At 62.4% G+C, this 20,118-nt stretch carries 22 protein-coding genes; 7 read left to right on the top strand and 15 right to left on the bottom strand.

What is annotated here, in order from left to right; all coding sequences use genetic code 11:
* Positions 1–161 precede the first annotated feature (161 nt).
* The 6 genes from AB1286_RS00905 to AB1286_RS00880 all read right to left on the bottom strand — a co-directional run bounded on the left by AB1286_RS00905 (position 162) and on the right by AB1286_RS00880 (position 4,640).
* Positions 162–857, bottom strand: coding sequence for a GntR family transcriptional regulator (locus AB1286_RS00905; RefSeq protein WP_430361490.1), 696 nt, complete (start codon positions 855–857; stop codon positions 162–164).
* A 235-nt stretch (positions 858–1,092) separates the two neighbouring features.
* Complete coding sequence (gene ldcA, locus AB1286_RS00900; protein WP_430361489.1) at positions 1,093–2,019, bottom strand: muramoyltetrapeptide carboxypeptidase; 927 nt, start codon at positions 2,017–2,019, stop codon at positions 1,093–1,095.
* A gap of 48 nt (positions 2,020–2,067) precedes the next feature.
* Positions 2,068–2,622 carry a tRNA adenosine(34) deaminase TadA gene (tadA, locus tag AB1286_RS00895; RefSeq protein ID WP_430364948.1) on the bottom strand — a complete coding sequence of 185 codons (555 nt, stop codon included), beginning with the start codon at positions 2,620–2,622 and terminating at the stop codon, positions 2,068–2,070.
* A gap of 53 nt (positions 2,623–2,675) precedes the next feature.
* A complete protein-coding gene (locus AB1286_RS00890) occupies positions 2,676–3,092 on the bottom strand; it encodes a DUF1992 domain-containing protein (protein WP_430361488.1) in 417 nt (138 codons plus the stop codon).
* Positions 3,093–3,271: 179 nt separating this feature from the next.
* On the bottom strand, positions 3,272–3,529 hold the full coding sequence (locus tag AB1286_RS00885; protein ID WP_430361487.1) for a hypothetical protein: 258 nt from the start codon (positions 3,527–3,529) through the stop codon (positions 3,272–3,274).
* A gap of 199 nt (positions 3,530–3,728) precedes the next feature.
* Positions 3,729–4,640: an NAD(P)-dependent oxidoreductase gene (locus tag AB1286_RS00880; RefSeq protein ID WP_430361486.1), complete on the bottom strand. Its 912-nt coding sequence runs from the start codon at positions 4,638–4,640 to the stop codon at positions 3,729–3,731.
* 119 nt (positions 4,641–4,759) lie between these two features.
* Here AB1286_RS00880 and AB1286_RS00875 point away from each other — a divergent pair, with 119 nt between their 5' ends.
* The gene (locus AB1286_RS00875) at positions 4,760–5,644 is read left to right on the top strand and encodes a LysR family transcriptional regulator (RefSeq protein WP_430361485.1); all 885 of its coding nucleotides are present in this window, start codon (positions 4,760–4,762) and stop codon (positions 5,642–5,644) included.
* On the opposite strand, the gene AB1286_RS00870 is transcribed toward AB1286_RS00875, so the two are convergent.
* Positions 5,641–6,645, bottom strand: coding sequence for a zinc-dependent alcohol dehydrogenase family protein (locus tag AB1286_RS00870; protein ID WP_430361484.1), 1,005 nt, complete (start codon positions 6,643–6,645; stop codon positions 5,641–5,643). The genes AB1286_RS00875 and AB1286_RS00870 overlap by 4 nt on opposite strands.
* Before the next feature lie 80 nt (positions 6,646–6,725).
* On the opposite strand from AB1286_RS00870, the gene AB1286_RS00865 reads away from it, so the two are divergent.
* Positions 6,726–7,688, top strand: a complete 963-nt coding sequence (locus AB1286_RS00865) for a LysR substrate-binding domain-containing protein (protein WP_430361483.1) — start codon at positions 6,726–6,728, stop codon at positions 7,686–7,688.
* On the opposite strand, the gene AB1286_RS00860 is transcribed toward AB1286_RS00865, so the two are convergent.
* From AB1286_RS00860 to AB1286_RS00840, 5 genes are all read right to left on the bottom strand, one after another.
* Positions 7,666–8,085 carry a type II toxin-antitoxin system VapC family toxin gene (locus AB1286_RS00860; protein WP_430361482.1) on the bottom strand — a complete coding sequence of 140 codons (420 nt, stop codon included), beginning with the start codon at positions 8,083–8,085 and terminating at the stop codon, positions 7,666–7,668. The genes AB1286_RS00865 and AB1286_RS00860 overlap by 23 nt on opposite strands.
* Positions 8,082–8,333 carry a FitA-like ribbon-helix-helix domain-containing protein gene (locus AB1286_RS00855; protein WP_430361481.1) on the bottom strand — a complete coding sequence of 84 codons (252 nt, stop codon included), beginning with the start codon at positions 8,331–8,333 and terminating at the stop codon, positions 8,082–8,084. Before AB1286_RS00855 ends, AB1286_RS00860 begins: the two co-directional genes overlap by 4 nt.
* A 363-nt stretch (positions 8,334–8,696) precedes the next feature.
* Positions 8,697–10,061 (bottom strand): sigma 54-interacting transcriptional regulator, encoded by a 1,365-nt coding sequence (locus AB1286_RS00850; protein ID WP_430361480.1) that lies wholly within the window; start codon positions 10,059–10,061, stop codon positions 8,697–8,699.
* A gap of 112 nt (positions 10,062–10,173) precedes the next feature.
* The gene (locus AB1286_RS00845; RefSeq protein WP_430361479.1) at positions 10,174–11,166 is read right to left on the bottom strand and encodes a helix-turn-helix domain-containing protein; all 993 of its coding nucleotides are present in this window, start codon (positions 11,164–11,166) and stop codon (positions 10,174–10,176) included.
* 269 nt (positions 11,167–11,435) lie between these two features.
* A complete protein-coding gene (locus AB1286_RS00840; protein ID WP_430361478.1) occupies positions 11,436–12,191 on the bottom strand; it encodes a DUF6875 domain-containing protein in 756 nt (251 codons plus the stop codon).
* Positions 12,192–12,622: 431 nt separating this feature from the next.
* Between AB1286_RS00840 and AB1286_RS00835 the strand changes: the two genes are divergently transcribed.
* The 3 genes from AB1286_RS00835 to AB1286_RS00825 all read left to right on the top strand — a co-directional run bounded on the left by AB1286_RS00835 (position 12,623) and on the right by AB1286_RS00825 (position 15,494).
* Positions 12,623–13,957 carry an FAD-dependent monooxygenase gene (locus AB1286_RS00835; RefSeq protein ID WP_430361477.1) on the top strand — a complete coding sequence of 445 codons (1,335 nt, stop codon included), beginning with the start codon at positions 12,623–12,625 and terminating at the stop codon, positions 13,955–13,957.
* 61 nt (positions 13,958–14,018) lie between these two features.
* The gene (locus tag AB1286_RS00830; RefSeq protein ID WP_430361476.1) at positions 14,019–14,885 is read left to right on the top strand and encodes an AraC family transcriptional regulator; all 867 of its coding nucleotides are present in this window, start codon (positions 14,019–14,021) and stop codon (positions 14,883–14,885) included.
* A 144-nt stretch (positions 14,886–15,029) separates the two neighbouring features.
* The gene (locus AB1286_RS00825) at positions 15,030–15,494 is read left to right on the top strand and encodes a DUF2867 domain-containing protein (RefSeq protein ID WP_430361475.1); all 465 of its coding nucleotides are present in this window, start codon (positions 15,030–15,032) and stop codon (positions 15,492–15,494) included.
* A gap of 24 nt (positions 15,495–15,518) precedes the next feature.
* Here the strand turns inward: AB1286_RS00825 and AB1286_RS00820 are convergent, their stop codons facing one another.
* On the bottom strand, positions 15,519–16,082 hold the full coding sequence (locus AB1286_RS00820; protein ID WP_430361474.1) for a methyltransferase domain-containing protein: 564 nt from the start codon (positions 16,080–16,082) through the stop codon (positions 15,519–15,521).
* A 165-nt stretch (positions 16,083–16,247) separates the two neighbouring features.
* Positions 16,248–17,213 carry an SDR family oxidoreductase gene (locus AB1286_RS00815; RefSeq protein ID WP_430361473.1) on the bottom strand — a complete coding sequence of 322 codons (966 nt, stop codon included), beginning with the start codon at positions 17,211–17,213 and terminating at the stop codon, positions 16,248–16,250.
* A gap of 103 nt (positions 17,214–17,316) precedes the next feature.
* Here AB1286_RS00815 and AB1286_RS00810 point away from each other — a divergent pair, with 103 nt between their 5' ends.
* Positions 17,317–18,279 (top strand): cupin domain-containing protein, encoded by a 963-nt coding sequence (locus AB1286_RS00810; RefSeq protein ID WP_430361472.1) that lies wholly within the window; start codon positions 17,317–17,319, stop codon positions 18,277–18,279.
* On the opposite strand, the gene AB1286_RS00805 is transcribed toward AB1286_RS00810, so the two are convergent.
* Positions 18,263–18,829, bottom strand: a complete 567-nt coding sequence (locus tag AB1286_RS00805) for a LuxR C-terminal-related transcriptional regulator (protein WP_430361471.1) — start codon at positions 18,827–18,829, stop codon at positions 18,263–18,265. The two genes, AB1286_RS00810 and AB1286_RS00805, sit on opposite strands and share 17 nt — an antisense overlap.
* A gap of 104 nt (positions 18,830–18,933) precedes the next feature.
* Between AB1286_RS00805 and AB1286_RS00800 the strand changes: the two genes are divergently transcribed.
* The gene (locus AB1286_RS00800) at positions 18,934–20,100 is read left to right on the top strand and encodes an acetyl-CoA acetyltransferase (protein WP_430361470.1); all 1,167 of its coding nucleotides are present in this window, start codon (positions 18,934–18,936) and stop codon (positions 20,098–20,100) included.
* Positions 20,101–20,118 lie beyond the last annotated feature (18 nt).

Here is a 20,118-nt window from a genome sequence, read left to right as displayed (position 1 = left end):
GCGGGCTCGCGCGGCACCTCTCATGCCGACGCGGTTGGGCGCCTCGAACGACGGGTCGCAGTCGGCGCGTTCTGCGGCCATCACTTCGGGAGATGCTTAGTTGTCCTAAGCAAATACATGAAACCGTTCGAGAGATGCCGCCTTAACGGCGCGGGCGCCGGTTAGGCGCCGAACACCTCGCGCAGGTCGGCCGCGCCGCGCGCAGGCCGATCCAGCATCTTCAATTCGACCGTCTCCAAATGCCGCACCATCAACCTTGCCGCGCGATCCGAATCGCCGGCGCTGACCGCCTCGACGATCTGAGCATGTTCGTCGAACGAGCACGGGCTGCGTCCGAGCGATTCGTAAAGCGCCGAAATCAATGTGGAGCGAGCCACGAGACCGGACAAGCAATCGCAAAGCACCTGGTTGCCGGTCAATGCCGCGAGCGACGTATGAAATTCACCCGACAGCCGAATCCACGCGCGGAAGTCGCGCTGCTCAAACGCGCTACGCTCCCGCTCGATCATTTTCGCGATGGCCTTCAAGTGCCCTGCTCCCTCGCCGCCACGATCGCGGCATACGCGCTCGATGACCGCGCTTTCGATGATGCGGCGCATTTCGAATACCTCATGCACCTGCTTGAGCGACGGGCTTGCCACGAAGGCGCCGCGGTTCGGCTCCAAATCGACTAGATGCTCGCTGGCCAGCAGCGATAGCGCCTGGCGCACGCTGCCGCGCTTGACGCCGAACACGTCGCACAACTGCGCCTCGGTCAGCTTCGCGCCGGGCTCGAGACGATGCTCGAGGATCGCGTCGCGGATACGGTCGGCGATGGCCGTGGGCGTGGCTGGCTCGGACAATTTCGGCTTCGACATGTTGGGTATAGTAGATTCGACATAAAGATTGTCAACAATTTATTTGGCCAAACGTCATATCGCCCGTTCGCGGAATCGACCGACAAATCCGCTATTTGGTGCACGCACGCCCCATCTGAGCGCATTGGACGTCGGGCCATGCACTGCCTTTCCGCGTGATAGCGGAGGAAAAATTGTCAACAATCTGAAGAGGTACGCCGCTACCGCGTCGAACTAAAGCATCGAAGACGGATGTTCAGCGCAGCGTGGGGTGTCCCGTCACCGTAAGGGAGAAGCCGTCGTGCCCGGCTTGCAGCCGCGCTTTTGCACCAAACGGCAGCGTGACGAGGTCGGCGCCGTGGCCGAAACGCAGACCATCGACGATCGGCAGCCCGCTGAATGCACGGACTTGGTCGAGCATCGCCGAAAAGTCGTAGCCGTTGTCGTACGGCGATAGCTTGCCGCCCGTGAAATCGCCAAGCACGAGCGCCTGCTGGCGGCCGAGGATGCCAGCCAGGTGCAGTTGATAAAGCATGCGCTCGACACGGTACGGGTGCTCGTTGATGTCTTCGATGAAAAAAATGCCGCCCTCGATGCGCGGCATATACGGCGTGCCGACGAGCGCGGCGATCATGGCGAGATTGCCGCCCCAGAGCGTCCCTTCCGCCTCGAATCGCTCGGTCTGAGGGGACGTTTCGCGCACCGTGAATTCCGGGGATTGCAGGGCGCGCCAGAAATGTTCGGTCGTGAAAGCGCTTAGCGCCTCGGCGCCGAAATTGCCGGCTAACATAGGAGCGCCGAACGTCACGATGCCGGCGCGCGCGAACAGCGCCAATTGGATCGCCGTGAAGTCGCTGTGACCGCAGATCGCAACCGGCGCGCCGGCCAGCCGGCGCTCTAGCCCCGCGTAGTCGAGCAGATCGAGGAGACGTACCGCACCGTAGCCGCCACGCACGGCGAGAACGATGTCGGGCAACGGATGGGCGGGATCGGCTAACCGATTGAGATCATCGGCACGCTGTGCGTCGGTGCCCCCGAAGCGCAGATGACGTCGCTGCGCAAGCTCGTCGCCGAGCACTTGGTGACCGTCGGCCCGCAATCGCGCGATCGCGCGTTCGAAAGCGGAGACGTCGGGCGGATAGCCGGAAGGAGCGACGATTTCGATGGTGCGGGCACGGGTCATGGGCCGCATTTTAAACGATGATTTCCCCGCCTTGAGCGGTGACCGACATCAGACCGGCTGTTCCGGCATGCAGGCTTGCGCGCGTGCCGCCGCTGCGGCACGTTCGGCGCGAATCGCCTCGCGCCGATGCGCGAAGAACGACTTCAACGCGTCGCCGCATTCCGTGGCCAGCACGCCGCCCGCGACTTCGGTATGGTGATTGAGCTGACGATTGGCGAACGCATCGACGACGCTGCCGCACGCGCCCGTCTTCGGGTCGTGCGCGCCGAATACGACGCGCGCGATCCGCGCATGCATGATGGCGCCTGCGCACATGAGGCAAGGCTCGAGCGTCACGTAGAGCTCGCAACCGGGGAGCCGGTAATTCTGTAGCGATTGGGCGGCTGCACGCAGCGCGGCCATCTCGGCATGGGCCGATGGGTCGTGCCCGCCGATCGGATGATTGAAGCCGGTGGCGATGACGTCGTCGCCGCGCACGAGTACTGCGCCCACGGGCACCTCGCCCGCCGCGCGAGCCGACTCGGCGGCGTTCAGGGCCATCGCCATGAAACGCCGGTCGCGCTCGGAGACGACCACGGCCGATTCCGGCTCCGCGCTCGTCACCCCATCGAGATTATGGGCGTGGGGTGGCGAGAGAGCCGGTGCGAGCGGTCGACTCACGACAGTCCCGCCAGATGGGCGCCTGCCGCGTCCTCTTCGCCGGCCAAGACGCGCTCCGAGAGACGTTCGGCAATCCGCCTGCAATATTCGCGCGGAACCACGGTGGGCTCCCCGCGAAGCGATTCGAGCGCCATATCTAGCGCGAGCAGCTTGGCTTGAAGGCGGCAACGCGTGGCGTTGTCACCCGCCGCATCGAGTTCGTCTCTCAAGTGCCGCAGCGAGCGCAACTGCTCGACCGCGGGCGGCACGAAACCGGCGTTTTTCAGTATGCGATTGGCAACGCGAACTTCCTCGGGCACGAGCAAGTCGTCGTCTAGTTCCTGCGGCGCCCCTGCACCCGGCAAGTCGTCGAACTCGCCACGCGCGGCGGCGGCGGCAATGCGCTGTTCGACCAAGGCATCAAGCAATTTCATCTGCGATCCACTACATTGCGGCGAGCGCATTTTAGCAGGGAGTCGAGCCCGGTTTGGTGGAGCGAGCGCTCGGGACCGCTCGGCGCGGCTCCTTGAAGGCCGCCGCGCCTTACTGGGCCGTGGGTTCGCGCGTAATGCGCGAAGCCGGCCCGGCGGCCGCCCCGCTCGCTCGCGACCGGTCACTTACCCACTTTCGACCGCAACTCGCGCGCCGTCTCGAGCAACCCTTCATATCCCGCGCGGCTATGTTCCGGCAGGTCGGGGTCGCCCACCAACGCGCCTAGCGTCTCGATGAGGCTGTAAAGAATTCCTTTGGCGGCGCTGACGGCGATGTTGCCCGACGAGAGCAACGTATCGACGTGATTGAGCGCATCGTTGAGATGGGCCAGATCGGGGGTTTTCGAATCTTCCTGCGGCCGGTTCGGGTCGGGCGTCATAGTGGCATTCCTATCGGTCTGTTCTTGGTGAGCTAGGCTCGTTCGACTCTTATATACCGGCTCAGCGCCATCGTCCACTGCTCAAGGCCCCTCTTTAGGCCGAACGCCGCGCGGATCGCCCCCACGTCAATCGCTCGGATTCGGGCCGACGACGACCGGGCACGCGTCCTTTCGCCGCATGGACGCCCCGCGCACCCACCTAGCGCCGCGCAACCGACGCGCCCGCGCCGCGGGTTCTCGCCTCGATTGCCTTCACGACAGCGACCATATCCTGTGCGCCCAGCCCCAACGCACGCGTATTGCGATAAAGGTCATGACAGACGTCGAGCAGCGGCGAGGCGATGTTGGCGGCCCGCGCGGCGGCGGCGATGAGCCGATTGTTGTCGAGCACGTTCTCGATGCTGGCTTGTTCCGTGAAATCGGCATTGAGCAGCTTCGCCGCTTTCACGCGCGATACGTCGCTCGCCATCGGCCCGGCGTCGACGATTGCGACGAATTGAGCAAGGTCCAGGCCTTGCTCGCGGGCGAAATGCATGGCCTCCGCGAGCCCCGTTACCATCGTGATCAAAAAGATATTCACGGCGAGTTTCATCGTCAGCGCCGCAGGCACTTCGCCGCAATACTCCGCGCGCTTGCACATCGCCGCGAACAGCGGACGCACCGCTTCGGCCGCTTCCCGCTCTCCGGCCAGCATCGCGACAAGCTGAGCGTCCTCGGCCGGTTTGCGCGACCCCGATACCGGCGCCTCGACGTAGCGGCCGCCCGCCGCACGAATGGCTTGTTCGAGCCCTCTCGAATAGGCCGGCGACGTCGTCCCCATATGCACGATCGTGCGCCCCCGCACTCTGTGCAGGAACTGAGGTTCGCCGCGAGCAAGCACGAGATCGATCGCCTCGGCGTGAGCAAGCATCAACAACACGGTCGCGCACACTTCGAAGACCTGAGCGCAATCGTCGGCCACGCGCGCGCCCGCCTGCGCGAGACGGGCGCGCTTGGGGGCAGAGCGATTCCAGACCATCAGCTCGATCCCCGCCGCTCGAAGATTAAGCGCCATCGGCTCGCCCATTGCGCCTAGCCCGATAAAGCCGATCGGCGTGTTCGACTGATTCATTTCATCGTCCCTTTTGCGGTTTCAATTCGCGATTTTCGAATCGCGGTTTGCCTATGCTAGGGATCTGCTAATGTTCTGAAAATCGAAAAATTCGAAACCGCCACTTCAGGAAAACGGAAATGGGACAGCCGCTTAACTTCGACATGGATGCGCTGCGCACCATGGTCGTCGGGGTGGAACTGGGTGGGTTCTCGCATGCGGCGACGCGTCTGCACCGCTCGCCGTCTGCGATCAGCATGCAACTGCGAAAGCTCGAAGCGCAGGCCGGCCAGCCGCTCTTCAAGCGGCGCGGACGCGGGCTCGCGCTAACCGACGCCGGCACCGTTTTGCTCCGATACGCTCGTCGCGTCCTTGCGTTGAACGACGAGCTCGGCAACGCCCTTGGCGCATCCGATACGCGCGCGGCGATTCGTTTGGGTATCCCTCAAGATTTCGCCGACGTCATCCTTCAGGCGCTATTGATCCGTTACGCCGCATCGCGGCCATATGTGCAATTGGAGATCAAGGCGGGACGAAACTTCGAACTCGCTGCCGATGTCGCCAGCGGCAAACTCGACGTCGCCGTTGCCTTCGCCGCCGTTTGTCCGCCAGGCGCCGAACGCATCGCAACGGTGCCGGCCGTGTGGCTGGGCTGCGCGCCGAGGTTGGCGCGAACCGACGCGGCCTCCAGCGTGCCGCTCACCGTGTTCGACGGCCCGTGCTTGTTCCGCGACATGGCGATCGATGCGCTGTCCCGCGCCGGCATCGCCTGGCGTTTGACGATGACGACGCCGAGCCTCGCGAGCCTTTGGTGCGGGATGCAAGCGGGCCTCGGCGTGACGGTGCGCACGATGCTCGGCGTACCCGAGCGCCTATCCATGTTCACCGGCGCGCCGCCGCTTGGCCCGGTCGAGATCGTTTTGCATCGCGCGAGCCGTTGCAGCGACGACGCTCATGTCCTGGCCGATTTGCTGCAAGACGCCATTCGCAGCCACTACGCCCGGCAGCAACGTCAGCCGCATTAATGCGCGATCGCGATCTTCCCGAAATGTTGTCCGCCTTGCGCCAGATAGTCATAGGCTTGGGGAACATCGCCGATGCCGAAAGTCGTGTCTACGATCGGCACGATCTTGCTCGCGGAGATAGCCCGCGCAACATCGCGCAAGTCGGACACGGGTCCCGTGTTGTTGCCTTGCACATTCAACGCCTTGGTCATGATCGTCATGAGGTCGGCGGGTGCGCTCGTCCCCGTTACGAAACCGATCACGAACACCGTGCCGCCAACCGCTGCCGCATTCACTGAACGACCGAAGGTTTGCGTGCCGCCCGTCTCGACGATCAAATCGGCCCCCTCGCCGTTCGTCAGTTCGACTACGGCGTCGTCCCATGCGGGCGTGCGCCGGTAATTGATCACATGATCGGCGCCGAGCGCCTTCGCGCGTTCGAGCTTCTCGTCGGACGAAGAAGTGATGATGACGGTCGCGCCGGCCGCCTTCGCCAGCTGAAGCGCGAATACGCTGACGCCGCCCGTACCGATCAATGCGACGACGGAACCGGGACGAACGTTCGCCGTGCGCAAACCGCGCCAAGCGGTGGTCGCCGCAATCGGCAGCGTTGCCGCCGCCGTCTCGCTCAAATGCGCGGGCGTGGAAACGAGCGCACTCGCGGGCAAGACCACGTACTCGGCCAATGAGCCGGGCAGCACGACACCGCGCGTGGCCCCGCTGACCGCTGCCCGCGCGGGTCCTCCCACCCAAAGGGGCTTCGAATGCGGGATGACACGATCGCCGATCGCGAATTCGGTCACCCCCGCGCCGATCTCAGCAACCTCGCCCGCCCCGTCCGCAACCGGCACGATCGGGAAACGCGGCACCTTGTAGCGCCCCGTTGCTACGGCGAGATCGATGAAATTCAGGCTCGCCGCGCGCATGCGCACCAGCACCTCGCCCGGACCCGGATGAGGTTGCGGCAACGTCACGGTCCGCAGGGCGTCAAGAGAAGGGGCGGAAAGTTCGATGGCTTGCATGGCTGTACTCCTCAGTTGGTATGTTCCGAAGCTTACTCATGCATTCAAGCGGTATAAACTATGCCAATCACACGACACTCATGCACCTCATGCATCAATGGCCGGACGGAAATGAAATCGCCGAGATTGCGGCATTCGCGGCGGTCGCCCAGCAAGGCTCCTTCACCAAGGCAGCCGCCGTGCTTGGCCGCGACGCGACCGTGCTATCGCGCCGAGTGCAGTCGCTCGAGCAGCGTTTGGGTGTGCGGCTGTTCACCCGCACCACGCGCCACGTCGCATTGACCGAAGCCGGTGCCGGCTTTCTCGTCAGAGCGCAGGCGATCGCCGGCGCCCTGGCGGATGCACGAGAGGAAGCATCGACGTATGGCCGCGGAGAAGCGCGCGGCACGCTCAGATTGGCACTACCCGGCACGTTCGGGCGAATGTGGATCGCGCCTTATCTCCCCGAGTTCATGGCCGCGCATCCGCAGGTGCGCATCGACGCGTCCTACTCCAATCAATTCGTCGATCTTGTAGCCGAGGGCTTCGACGCGGCCGTGCGCTTGGCGGAGCTGGCGGATTCGCGACTTGTAGCGCGGCGCATCACACCGCGCCGGCGGCTTTTGTGCGCCGCGCCGGCTTTCCTCGCACGCCACGGCGCGCCGAGCCGCCCCGAAGATTTGGAACGCCTGCCCTGCCTGGCTTTCAGCGGCTTGGCTTCGCACCCGAACTGGACGTTCGTGAACGCGCAAGACGAGCGCGTCACGGTCCGAGCGGACGGGCCGCTCGTGTCGGACGACGCCCAGGCGCTCGTGCACGCGGCCGAGCAGGGGTTGGGAATTATGCTGAGTACGGACTGGCTCGTTGGCCGAGAGTTGGCAACCGGGACACTGGTGCCCGTTCTTGGCGAATGGCTGCCGCACGACGACGGGGCCATCTATACCGTCGTGCCTTCGAACCGCCTGCTACCCGCTAAAACACGGGCCTTCATCGATTGGATCGCGGCCCGGTTCGCTCCGATTGCACCTTGGCGCTCGGCCTTCACGCCGCCCATGGATCGATGACGGCAATACCGCAATCGACAAAATCTTTGACGTTCCGTGTTGCCAGCGTCGCGCCCGTGGATCGCGCTACCGCCGCGATCATCGCATCGAATTGGCTGATCTGTTTTCCCGCGCTTCGGCGCGAGACGGCGATGGTGGCATAAAGATCGGCTGCATCGCTATCGAACGTCAGAAGCCGGCCCGCGAAATCCTCTTCGAAAATCGCCTGGACGGCCGCCGACAACGCTTGTTTGCGCGGACCGTCGGCCAATAACCCAAGGCCGTACAGAATCTCCGCACGCGTGATGGTCGTCGTGAAGAGTGCAGCACGCCGCTGAGCACGAAACCATTCGATCACGCGCGGATCCGGCGCCGACCTCAACGTTTCCGAGAGGACGTTGGTATCGAGGACGATCATGCGCCGAAATCCACGCGCTCCGGAATCGTCTCCCGAGCCGGCAAGCTCAGATCGACACCGCCAAGCGGTGAAATGCGGGAGCGGATGGAGTCGATCAAGCTTTGCCGCGCGGCATCGTCCTGCGTCGACAGCGCGGCACGCAAAATGTCCCGCGCCTCGTCTTCCATCGATCGCCCATGGTGCGCCGCTTGCACTCGCAAGCGGGACTTGAGCTGCTCGTCGATATTGCGGATTGTCATACTCGCCATGGCCAGGCCCTCCATTAATCATTGATTGCAGTTTAATCAATGATTGCAAAAGGGGCAACCGAAGGCGCCCGCAGCGCCCGTGCACGGCATGCCGGCGGCCGGCCCACCAGGGCCGCGGAGCCATGCTGGGCGCGAGCCCCCGGCGCACTCTCGCACGCATCGAACCGCGCAGATCCACCCCCGCGGGGCGTGCGCCGACAACCGTTTTCATCTCGTATTTCATCGCTCAATCGATCCTTGCCGCGTTGGGTTCATCGTGCCGGCCATAGATCGTGAAGCACACGAAAGAGATGAGCCGACAGACGATTCTCGCGCGCATGGCGTTCGAGTCGATAGCCGTCCGAATGGCTAATGCAGCCGCGCCTATGCCCTCACCCGCTCCGTGTCGGAGATATGGTATTTGCGCATTTTTTCCCAGAGCACTTTCCGGCTGATGCCAAGGTATTGCGCCGTATCTTGACGCCGCCATCCATTGGTCGCGAGCGCGTCGAGCACGCGGGTTCGATCGGCCATATCCCACCGCGGGTGCTCGGGCGAGCCCAGCCACAGCGCCGCTTGGGTCTTTTGCACCTGCGCGAGCAGCGCTTGCAGACGCTGCGGATCCCAAGCGCGCATCTGCTTCACGGTCACGCCGATGCGCTCGGCCAGGTTGCGCAGCTCCCGGACGTTGCCGGGAAAGCGCATGTTCGCGACGGCATCGGTCAGCCAGGACGGCAAGTCGGGCAGCGTTGCGAGCAACTCCTCGCCGAACAACGAGCCGATCACAGACCTGAAGATGCCGATCTTTTCGCCGCTCCCGCGTTCCTGAAGCGACGGCACGTACATTTCGATGACCGCCAGCCGATAGTAGAGATCGGCGCGAAACATGCCCGCCGCGACTAGGCGAGGCAAATCCTTGTTGGTCGCCGCCAGCACGCGCAGATTCACGCACATCGGCACGGCCGAGCCGACTCTGGTCACGGCGCCGTCCTCCAGCACGCGCAAAAGCTTGACTTGCTGATGCAACGGCAGATCGCCGATCTCGTCGAGAAAAAGCGTTCCTCGATCCGCACGCTCGAAGTAGCCTTCATGCGCGCTGACAGCACCCGTGAACGCGCCTTTCGCGTGGCCGAAAAAGTGCGATTCGAACAGGCCGTCGGGAATGGCACCGCAATTGACCGCAACGAAAGCGCCTTGGCTGCGACGCGAATGCTTCGTATGCAACAGCTTGGCGACGCGCTCCTTACCGACACCCGTTTCACCGCGAATCAATACGTTCGTATCGCAATCGGCGAACATGTCGACCTCATGCAGCAATGCACGCATGCATTCGGAGTGGGCGATGAACGGGCTTGCCCTCGGGGTGTCCGATTCGTGCGCATGCGCCCGGGCGGTCAGTTTGGCGATCGTGCCGCCCAACGCCGCGCAGGTGAATGCCGACGGCAGCACATGCAGATCGGCGCGCGGCGCGCGCTCGCCCGATGCGTCCAGCTCACCGACCCAGATCACAGGCATGACGCTCGCACGCTGGCATTGCGCGAGCGTGGCCGCCGAACTGCCGACGGCGCTCATGGCGATGACGGCGACAGCGGCCCGCGCCGCTGTCGCGGCCGGGGCGACCGTCAAATCGTCGATCGGGATGACGTTCACGTCGACGCGATTGAAGCAACGGCTCACACGGCTCACCAGATCGGTGTCGCCTTGCAAGACATAGATATCCAACGCACCGAATTTTTCGACGCCTTTCATCGTTTGTTCGCCAGTTGTGCGGACGCGCCGAAGGCGAGCGAATGCCACGCTCGGTCGGCGCGCCGAAGCGCGGATTCGATTCGTCCGCTAAAAATCGATGAATCGCGAATGGCTACCGGGTCGAATCCGTACTCGCCAACGCATGCAAGGCGTTGAAACGGGACGACCGGTATTCGACGGGACTCATGCCGAATTGCTTCACGAAGTGCTTGCGCAGATGGTCCCCGTTGAAAAGCCCGCAGTGACGCGCGATCTTATCGACGGGAAGCGCGGTGGTGATCAAGAGCTTGCGCGCATTCTCGAGACGAACCTTCGACAGATACTCATGCGGCGTATGACCCATCTCCGCACGGAACCGGCGCAAAAAGTTTCGCTCGCTCATCAGGGCGCGCTCCGCCATCGCCGATATCGAAATGCGGCTGCCGTAATGCTCGCCGAGCCACTCCACCGTGGCCCTGATTCGTTCGCTGGCCGAGGGCTGGTCGACCAATACACCGGCCGGCGATGCGTCGGCCGGCGTTTCCGCGAGCCTCTCGGCGTGTGCGCCGTCCCGCTCGGAGCGGTCCTCGGCAACCTCCGCGGTCGTTTGCGCACCGGCATGTACGGGTGTCGTCTCCGCTGCGCCCCATACAGGCTCCCGTGTCGTCGCGACATGGCCCGCATCGAGGGGTAGCTCGATTAGCTTCACGGCGGCGCCGGCGCGCGCCAACCATGCAACGATTTCCGGCCGCGGCTCAGGCGCTCCACTGCCGGATTTGGGTACGACGAAGTAATTGAAATCGAGCGGGTTGACGTCGCAAATCGCCTCGCACCATACCGGCAGACGTGCGTTCTCGCGCAGGACGAAACCGCTACGGCCGGCAATGATCGTAATGCTCATCTCGCCGCGTTTGCGTGCCTTGCCCGGCTCGCCGCCGAAGTGCTCGCATGTCTTCGCCAAGACTTTCGCCACGTCGCTCGACGAGCAATCGTCGCTGATCACGACGCCGATACGGCAGCCGCTCCCACCACCGGCGATGACTTCGTGAAAACCTTGCGGCTTATCCTGAGTTAAATGCTGCCCCCTTGGAGTCGCCGGCAGCGTATCAGTCTTGCCCAGATACATAACTCCTCCGGTCAGATCGTGAATTTGCATTGCTGAGCGGCATCAGTCTAGCGTCCACCATTTCCTCACTGGAAAATTTGTCCGAAGCGTAGGCGTCGTTGTCGTGATTGTCGGGCGCACTCGCAGCGACTTCGTCCCAATCGGCCACGACGGCGCGCTCTCGGTTCGTATCTCGCGGCCAAACTTCGTTTCCTGGCGCCACCTGATGTAGGTGACCGGATCGACCTTGTGCCTCGGCGTCGTCGTGTGACGCCGAACGGCCGCCGCGATCAAACCGTGGCGAGTGCACGCCCCTCCTCGCAGATCAACTGGCTCTTGAGTTCCTCGACGCGGGCCTTATAGCGAGCTGCGTCGTCGGGCGACAATGAGGCGCCCGTCCAGCGTAGATAGCATTCGATTTCATGGATCCGATGCCCGGCCGCGGCCGGATCGCGATCGATGAACAAATGGTCATGGACCGCGATCGAGCGGATGGCGAAGAACGGAACATCGGCGCGCAGCGGGCGAATCGCGTTTGAGTGAGCCCCCGTCGCGGTACTCGCGGGGTGAAATTCGCCGATCATCAATCCGGCCACCATGTAGATCGGCTTCAGGATCGAATGCGCGCAATCGATGAACTTGTAGTACGCACTAGCCGGCAGATTCACCGGAAAAATGCAAAGCGATAACAAGTCGCGACGCGTCTCCACCTGCTCGGCGATCCGGCCGTAGAGCGCCGGCACCTGCATCATCGCTTCCAGAAAAGTCTCGAAACCAATGTTCCGGCAATCCATCGAGCAGAAATACAAACGCTTGTCCTCATGCACCGGCTGCACGAATGGACATACCGCGCCCTTTCGCCCGAGCTGAGGATGAGATTTCATGACGAATCGGTCCATCCATTCGAACCCGGCTTGAAACGCCGTCCGCGCGTCGTCGTTCCGAACCGAAGCGATATCGGCCGATAAACATAACGACCGTTCCATCTCTAGCAACGTCTCGGCGATCGCCAGTCGAATCGGATCGAGGTATGTCCGGGTCATCATGTCGTAGGGAAGATTCGGATCGTTTTGACGTTCGCGCGCACACCCGGCTGGGCGAAGTCCCGCCGTGCTTCGCGTGGAAGTACGCGGCAAATATCCCGGTTTGCCGAGTGCGGCGCAACATCGACACCGGAAATTGGCCAATAACGCCTAAGCCTGGCGCCGTCATCCGGTTACGTTAGATCGCCGCCCCCGTTTGCACGACAACCTCGACAATTAATCCGAAGACGCTCGAGCGGGCGGAACCGAGCCGAAAATAAATGTGATTTTTTTAAACTACGGACCTCATTTAAATCCAGCGGCCGGCGACTATGCGTTTCGCGATCGCCCTCGAGCGCGACTACCTGCCGACCGGACCGTTCCAATCGGGCTCAGCCGGTCGAGGCGTCCTTGCATCCCTCGACGACGAACCATCCGCCGCCGCAGGTCGGTCGATGCGAGCGATCGCATCCGCGTGGCAGAAAATCATAATTTTCTGGCGAGAAGCACCATTGATGCCAACGGAGTGCGTGCTTATCGTGACATCCTCTCAATCGAGGACGGTGTCCATGAAAACAAATAAAAGAATCTTGATTTCCGGGGCGGGCATTGCCGGCCCGGCGCTTGGCTTTTGGTTGCATCGATATGGTTACTCGGTCGTCATCGCTGAAAAAGCCGATGCCATCCGGGACGGCGGCCAAAACGTCGACATCAAAGGGGCGGGACGCGATGTCGTCAAAAGGATGGCGCTAGCGGAGAGGATCGAAAGCAAGAACACCTTGGAACAGGGACAAAAGTATGTGGATGCGCGAGGAAAATTGATCGCCAGTTTTCCGAAGGGTGCGGTGGGCTCGCTCACTAGCGAATTCGAAATTCTACGAGGCGATCTCGCAACGATTTTGTACGATGTCACCAAAGATCGCTGCGAATACCGGTTCGCTACTTTCGTTTCTCGCATCGAAGAAAACGAGGGTTACAGCACCGCCACCTTCAACAACGGAGACAAGGAAGATTTCGCACTGATCGTTTGTGCGGAAGGCATGTCCTCGTCGACCAGAGACATGGTGCTTCCGGGCCAAACCCGCTTTCGGTACCTCGGCGCCTACATGTCGTTTTTCAAGATCCCGAAGCGACCGGAAGATGATCACTGGGCCTACTCGGTCAACGGCTCGGGAGGTACCTTGATCGTCATGCGGCCGGGCGACGAAAAGACCACGACCGTGCTTGTCACCTTTCCGGTCCCGGATGCCGACGCCAGCGTCGCCGGCCAGTCGCATAGGAAAGCGCTCCTGCGCGAAGCGCTGCGCGGGCGAGGCGCACTGGCCGATCGAATACTCTCGGAGATCGACAACGTTCAGGATTTTTATTTCGGCCCGATGAGTCAGGTCAAGACGGCATCGTGGTCGAAAGGCCGCTTCGCGCTACTCGGCGATGCCGCTTACTGTCCCACGCCGTTCACCGGACAAGGCGCGGCACTCTCCCTCGTGGGCGCCTACGTTCTCGCGGGAGAGATCGCGAATCACGATTCACCGAGCGATGCGTTCAACGCCTACGAGAAGATCGTGCGGCCGTATGTCGAGACCGTCCAAGCTCAACTGAGTCCCGGTATGATCCGGCTCATCCATGTGCGGTCAACGCTGGGCATTTCCGTTTTGCGTGTCATACAAAGGATTTTCGCCAGCCGTGCGATACAAAGATTGATTCGTCCGATCGCGCAGCGAAGCGAGAGGTCCGGCCCGGACGCGTTCGTGCTTCCCGAGTATTCCTGCCTAGCAGGTAACACACGCTGATCTGGCGCCTCGCCTATGCGAAGGCGGCGTTGCGCTCCCAGCCAGGTTCGAATTCCTCACCATGCCCATTTTGCGCGACCTCTCCGATCTCGACCCCGCCCGATGGCCCGATGCCGATACGGTACCTCGCCCGCTCGTGACGATCGGCGCCGATAGCGCCTTGTGGGAGAAGGTCGATAAAGAGGTCATCGCTAGCCTGAAGCGGCAAGAAGTCGACTTCCATCGGCACGAGAAACATCAACTTGTGCTGTCGTTGCGGGGCGTTATCACCTGCGAGGTCGAACATGGACTGTGGCTCGTGCCGCCTCAAAGCGCCATCTGGGTGCCCGGCGGCCTGCGTCATAGGCTCGAGGCGAGCGGTACCGTAGAGTGTTACGTATCGCATATCGATCCACGCGCCGCCGCGCACCTTCCTTCCATTTGCTGCACGCTCACGGCGAGTCCATTGCTCAGGGAATTGCTCATTCGCTCGGCAAGCATGCCCGTGCTCTATGAAGAAGGCGGCACGGAAACTCATCTAGTCGCGTTGCTCCTGAGTGAAATCGCGATCACCCCCATAGGCAATCTTCATTTGCCGATCCCGGCCGACACGCGGCTTCGAAAAATCGTCGACATGATCATGCGCGATCCCGCCGATCGGGGAACGATGCAAACCTGGGCCCGGCGCATCGGCATGAGCGAACGGTCCCTCGCGCGCCTGCTCGACCGGGAGACAGGCATGAGCTTCGGCCGCTGGCGCCAGCAACTGCATCTCATGCTCGCTGTGAAGTGGCTTGAAACCGGCGCTTCGGTCCAACAAGTCGCCGTCGATCTCGGCTACGAGAGCGCGGGAAATTTCGTGACGATGTTTCGCAAAGCGCTGGGGTCCTCACCCGGGCGCTATCTGGCTGGACGACGCGGTCATAGCGTTCCGTGTCAAAATGCGTAAGTTGGCTCCGCAACCTATTCGGCGCGCGAATAACCGGCGATCGGCTTCGCGTCGCTAAGCCAGTAGTCATGCCATCGGGAGTGATCGGATATGCGTAACGACGGGAAAGTCGAACAGGCCAACTTACCGCCTGCCTCGAGGCTGATGTCATCCTACGGTCGCGCCGATTTTGCCGACGCATTTTCGGTGGACCTGTCGGAGACTGCATCGGATGACGTGGAGTCGCTCGCACGACATATCTTCGCTCATCAGCCCGAATGGATCGCGCTGATGCTGAGATTGCGGGATGTTCTCGTTCGGCCGTTCGGTCTCAAGCGCGCCGCAGATCTCCTCGCCAAGGGCGGCGACCGCATAAGCATTTTTCGCGTATTTGGACGTTATCCTGACGAGGTCATTCTCGGGGAGGACGACGCGCATTTGGACTTTCGGCTGTCGGTCCTCGTGCGCCCGCCCTCAGGAACGGCTCCCCGCCAGCTGACCCTCACGACGCTCGTCTTCTACAATCGCCTGCTGGGTCGCGCCTATATTGCCCTGATTGCGCCATTCCACCGCATGGTCGTGCGAGCCTCGCTCCGTCAGGCACAGAAGGCCGGCTGGCCTCACGCATAACAATGCGGGGCAACGCGTAGCCGCTTACTCCTCGTCGTCGACCACCCAGTGGCGGGCAGGCCAGACGTAAAGAGCGGCCACCCCGCGCCGGCCTGCTCGACGCAGTGACGCAATCGCGCGCTCCCTGAACAGGAATGTGTTCGAAACGACGACAGCGCCCGGCCTCAAGCTTCTATCGAGCAGATCGCTTACCGCCGGCATCACGGACGTGATCAGATAACAGACGATCGCGTCCGCGCGCCGAAAATCGCAACGATAAAAATTGCCCCATCTCAGCGATACATTAGGCAAGCCATACGTTCTCAGACGAGATATCAGATGCGCAAGCAGCGATATTTCGATGCCTTCGACACTCGCTTCGGGAAACGCTCGCGCCAACGCAACAACTAGCGCGCCCCACCCGCTTCCTAAATCGACAATCACCGCGCGCCCGGGAAGGTTCGCCCGTTTGAGCAACGCGATGACTTCGTCTATTTCATCGCGTCTCGACGAAAGCGTGGGCACGCCCGTGAGCACCGTAAAAATCACGAGAGACAGCGCTGCGAGCACGGCGAGAACAACGGCCGCAGAGGATAGCCACGTCGTCATCGTTGCGCGATACGCGGCAGCAATGAGTACGACGCGTGGTCCCCACCCGTCGCAACCGCATTCATTCCACCATAGAGCACGTCAATAAGCACTCCTAATCGATTGACACTGAACGCACGCGTCACCGTTTGCGATTTTTGCCTCACGCGTGGCGCGATCGACGTTTTAGCGATGTCGATCGCGCAAGAAAGCCGCAATGTCCGTCATCAATGACGGGTGCCGCGGCAGCCAAGCCAAGCGCTCCCGCGTGATCTGGCTGGAGGCAGGATTGTCCGCCCCGACAAAAGGCGCAAGCCACCCGAAATGCTTCGCGGCATCTTTGGCCGACAAAGACACGACAGGGACGTCGAGATCGCGCCCAATCGCCTCGGCAATATGGCGGAACGCCATGCCTTCCTCGGCTACGGCGTGATACCGGGCACCCGCTTCGCCGTTTTCGAGCGCCAGTCGAAAGAGCCGCGATGCATCGAGCCGGTGAACGGCCGCCCATCTGTTGTGCCCCTCGCCGAGATAGGCGGACATCCGCTTTTTCCGTGCGATCTCGATCAACCGGGCAACGAGCCCAAGCTTCGTCTCGTCATGCACCGACGGCGGTAGCCGAACGACCTCGGCGTTCACGCCGGTCCGGACGAGAGACAGCGCCGTCTGCTCGGACAGCGCTCTCGCACCGCCCACCGCGGTGCGATCTGCGTTGTCGGTTTCCTGCGCCGGTCGCCCCGCCGCCATCGCCATCGTCGGGAAGGCGATGACGAGCTTGCCGCGCCTTGCGCCAAGCGCATCGCCGAACGTCTCGATGGCGCGCCGGTCCGCGTCGACGGCCGCTGCCGCGAATCGCGCGACGATACGAGCCGGTGGGCCGCCAAACAATATCCGAGCTCGCGTGCCGAGGCTGGCATGGGATAACGCGTGGAAAAAAGCGGTATGGATAACGCCGTCCGCCGCAGCAGCCTCCCGTTTCAAAACCTCGCGATCTTCGATCGTCCCGCGCGAGGCCTTCGCGCCAAGCGCCCCGAGCGACGCGACGCCGGCCGCCGAACGCGCGAGGCCTGTCACGTCATGGCCCGCCTCGACGAGTTCGCGAACGATGGCGGACCCGATGAACCCCGTCGCGCCTGTGATGAAAATCCGCATCCCTAGACTCCTGTTCCGTGTGCTGGACAGGTTAAGGCGTTGAACCAGGACGATCTATGACTTATAGTCCGCCTTTAGTATTCAATCGTTCGAGATTCCGTAAATGGACACGCTATCGGATGTCTTGTCATTGCTGAAGCTCAGCAGCTATGTCTCCGGCGGCTTCGATGTGAGTGGGGATTGGGCGGTGCAATTCGGGCCGTTCGAGGGCATCAAATTTCATGCGATTTCGCGGGGCCAGTGCTGGGTCTGCGTCGACGGCGAGCCGGCGCCCCTTAAAGTCTCCGCAGGCGAGTGCTTCCTGCTGGCGCGCGGAAAGCCCTTTCGCATGGCGAGCGATCCGTCGGTGGAGCCGATCGATTTTCGATCGCTCGTTTCACAGGTCAAGGACGGCCGCATCGTGACCTACAACGGCGGCGGCGAATTCCTCAGCATGGGCGGATATTTCACGCTGGCCGACGGTCAGGCCGATCTGCTCTTGAACATGCTGCCGCCCGTGATTCACGTCCGCGACGAAGCGGGCTCGTCCACGCTGCGATGGTGCATCGAGCGCATGGGCGACGAGTTGCGCGATCCGCAGCCGGGCGGGCGCATCGTCGCACAACAGCTCGCCACCATGGTGTTGGTGCAAGCGCTGCGGCTCCAGCTTTCCGGCGAGCGTAGCGAGGGCGTCGGCTGGCTTTTCGCTCTGGCGGACAAACGTATGCGCGCAGCGATCAGCGCGATGCACGAAACGCCCGGCGCGAAATGGACTCTGCAAACCCTAGCCGAACAAGCCGCTATGTCGCGCACGACTTTCGCGCTCAGGTTCAAGGAGCTCGTTGGGCTTTCGCCGATGGACTATCTGACGCGCTGGCGAATGACGCTCGCCGCGAATAGATTGACGCAGTCGCGCGACTCCGTCGCCGAGATCGGGCTCGAGCTCGGGTATGAATCGGAAAAGTCTTTCAGCACCGCGTTCAAACGGGTCATGAATTGTTCGCCTCGCCGGTACGGCCGCAGACAAACCCAAGACGCGCAGAGTGCGCACGATGCTGCGAAAGACTCCGCTACGTCCGCCCGATAAGCCGCGCAACGAGGTGGCTGACGGAAGTCACATTCATCTTTTTCATCAACCGGGCGCGATGCGCCTCGACCGTCCTTGGGCTGATCCCGAGTTCGCGCCCCATCGTCTTGCTCGACTTTCCGGCCACGAGCAACTGTGCGATTTCCCGCTCACGCGGCGTGAGTTCTGTCGTGACCGGCCAGCGCGCAGAGAGGTCTTCGAACACCCAGACCGCCTCCGCGAACGGCGCTTCCTTGTTCAAGGCCCGGCCCGAAACATGACACCAGAATGGCCGTCCCGACTTGTGGCGCATGATGCGCTCGTCGCCGTAATTGCCCTGCTCGCGCATGATCCGCGATGCGCGATCGCCCACGTGCTCGAACTCCTCGTGCGAGGGATATAGCTGCTCTAACGACTGACCGGCGAGTTCTTGCTCGTCGTAACCGAACATCGCCGAGAACGCGGTGTTGTACCGATGGATGATGCGTTGCCGAGACAACATAAGCCCCACCGGCGCCATCCGAAAAGCGAGCGTCAGGTCGTGTAAAGCGTCGGGATTGCCTATATCCATCGTCGACTCGTTAGGGTTTGCACCTAGCGTAATTTTGCGACTGTCCGTCATAGACGCGCGCAGGTAAGTTTGAACGGATTTCATCATCCATGGACGAATGAAAAATGGGCGTTTCTATCGTGGGCTGGGCACACGCTCCGTTCGGCAAATTCGACGGACTCGATCTCGAGTCGCTGATCACGAGCGTGGTGCGACAAGCAATCGATCATGCCTCAATTTCGGCGGAGCGGGTCGACGGTATTTGGCTAGGCAATTTGAACGGCGGCTTTATTCCGGACGTATTCTGTGCGTCGCTGACGCTGCAAGCCGACGACGCGCTGCGATGGAAGCCCGCCGTCCGCGTCGAAAATGCCTGTGCGTCGGGCTCGGCGGCGATATATGGCGCGATCGACGCAATCCGCTCAGGCGCGGCAAAGATCGCGCTCGTGGTCGGCGCGGAAAAGATGTCGTCGGTGCCCGGCAAAGAGGCCACACGAATACTCGGCAACTGTTCGTACGTCAAAGAGGAATCCGCAATCGATCAAGGTTTTGCGGGCATCTTCGGCCGAATCGCCACGGCGTACTTCGAACGATACGGCGATAAGCGCGCAGCGCTGGCGAGGATCGCGGCCAAGAACCACGCCAACGGAACCTTGAACCCTTGGGCGCATATGCGCAAGGATCTCGGCTTCGAGTTCTGCAACACCGTGTCGGACAAAAACCCGCTAATTGCGGGGCCGTTGCGCAAGACCGATTGCTCGCTTGTATCGGACGGCGCGGCCGCATTGGTGCTTGCGGACGATTCCCTGCTGGCGGAATTCGCGCGCGGAGTCGGTTTTCGCGGCACTGCGCACGTCAACGATTTTCTGCCCATGTCGCGGCGCGATCCCGTGGCGTTCGAAGGACCGCGGCGAGCTTGGACGCTTGCGCTTCAGCGCGCCGGAGTCGAGCTCGACGATCTATCGTTTGCGGAGGTGCACGACTGCTTCACGATTGCCGAGTTGCTGAGCTACGAAGCGATGGGCCTCGCACTCCCGGGCCAAGGCGCTTCGGTTATCGACGAAGGCCTCGTCGCGAGGGACGGCGCACTCCCCGTCAACGTCTCCGGCGGCCTCAAAGCAAAGGGCCATCCGATCGGCGCCACGGGGGTTTCGATGCACGTGTTGTCGGCGATGCAGCTTTGCGGTGAAGCCGGCGACATGCAGCTCGCGAAAGCCGAACTCGCCGGCGTGTTCAATATGGGCGGCTCGGCCGTCGCCAATTACGTCAGCGTTCTCGAACGCAGAAAGTGATGCGCGTGCGCGGCCCAT

Source organism: Trinickia sp. NRRL B-1857, assembly GCF_050470685.1.
Taxonomy (GTDB): domain Bacteria; phylum Pseudomonadota; class Gammaproteobacteria; order Burkholderiales; family Burkholderiaceae; genus Trinickia.
Note: the sequence above shows the minus strand (reverse complement) of the source record. Positions and strands in the feature narration are given on the sequence as shown.

What these genes read in the sequence shown, in the direction of transcription:
- AB1286_RS00905 (WP_430361490.1), bottom strand. Translation starts at nt 857, where the DNA reads ATGTCGAAGCCGAAATTGTCCGAGCCAGCCACGCCCACGGCCATCGCC.
- ldcA (WP_430361489.1), bottom strand. Translation starts at nt 2,019, where the DNA reads ATGACCCGTGCCCGCACCATCGAAATCGTCGCTCCTTCCGGCTATCCG.
- AB1286_RS00890 (WP_430361488.1), bottom strand. Translation starts at nt 3,092, where the DNA reads ATGAAATTGCTTGATGCCTTGGTCGAACAGCGCATTGCCGCCGCCGCC.
- AB1286_RS00885 (WP_430361487.1), bottom strand. Translation starts at nt 3,529, where the DNA reads ATGACGCCCGACCCGAACCGGCCGCAGGAAGATTCGAAAACCCCCGAT.
- AB1286_RS00880 (WP_430361486.1), bottom strand. Translation starts at nt 4,640, where the DNA reads ATGAATCAGTCGAACACGCCGATCGGCTTTATCGGGCTAGGCGCAATG.
- AB1286_RS00875 (WP_430361485.1), top strand. Translation starts at nt 4,760, where the DNA reads ATGGGACAGCCGCTTAACTTCGACATGGATGCGCTGCGCACCATGGTC.
- AB1286_RS00870 (WP_430361484.1), bottom strand. Translation starts at nt 6,645, where the DNA reads ATGCAAGCCATCGAACTTTCCGCCCCTTCTCTTGACGCCCTGCGGACC.
- AB1286_RS00865 (WP_430361483.1), top strand. Translation starts at nt 6,726, where the DNA reads ATGCACCTCATGCATCAATGGCCGGACGGAAATGAAATCGCCGAGATT.
- AB1286_RS00860 (WP_430361482.1), bottom strand. Translation starts at nt 8,085, where the DNA reads ATGATCGTCCTCGATACCAACGTCCTCTCGGAAACGTTGAGGTCGGCG.
- AB1286_RS00855 (WP_430361481.1), bottom strand. Translation starts at nt 8,333, where the DNA reads ATGGCGAGTATGACAATCCGCAATATCGACGAGCAGCTCAAGTCCCGC.
- AB1286_RS00850 (WP_430361480.1), bottom strand. Translation starts at nt 10,061, where the DNA reads ATGAAAGGCGTCGAAAAATTCGGTGCGTTGGATATCTATGTCTTGCAA.
- AB1286_RS00845 (WP_430361479.1), bottom strand. Translation starts at nt 11,166, where the DNA reads ATGTATCTGGGCAAGACTGATACGCTGCCGGCGACTCCAAGGGGGCAG.
- AB1286_RS00840 (WP_430361478.1), bottom strand. Translation starts at nt 12,191, where the DNA reads ATGATGACCCGGACATACCTCGATCCGATTCGACTGGCGATCGCCGAG.
- AB1286_RS00835 (WP_430361477.1), top strand. Translation starts at nt 12,623, where the DNA reads ATGCGAGCGATCGCATCCGCGTGGCAGAAAATCATAATTTTCTGGCGA.
- AB1286_RS00830 (WP_430361476.1), top strand. Translation starts at nt 14,019, where the DNA reads ATGCCCATTTTGCGCGACCTCTCCGATCTCGACCCCGCCCGATGGCCC.
- AB1286_RS00825 (WP_430361475.1), top strand. Translation starts at nt 15,030, where the DNA reads ATGTCATCCTACGGTCGCGCCGATTTTGCCGACGCATTTTCGGTGGAC.
- AB1286_RS00820 (WP_430361474.1), bottom strand. Translation starts at nt 16,082, where the DNA reads ATGACGACGTGGCTATCCTCTGCGGCCGTTGTTCTCGCCGTGCTCGCA.
- AB1286_RS00815 (WP_430361473.1), bottom strand. Translation starts at nt 17,213, where the DNA reads ATGCGGATTTTCATCACAGGCGCGACGGGGTTCATCGGGTCCGCCATC.
- AB1286_RS00810 (WP_430361472.1), top strand. Translation starts at nt 17,317, where the DNA reads ATGGACACGCTATCGGATGTCTTGTCATTGCTGAAGCTCAGCAGCTAT.
- AB1286_RS00805 (WP_430361471.1), bottom strand. Translation starts at nt 18,829, where the DNA reads ATGGATATAGGCAATCCCGACGCTTTACACGACCTGACGCTCGCTTTT.
- AB1286_RS00800 (WP_430361470.1), top strand. Translation starts at nt 18,934, where the DNA reads ATGGGCGTTTCTATCGTGGGCTGGGCACACGCTCCGTTCGGCAAATTC.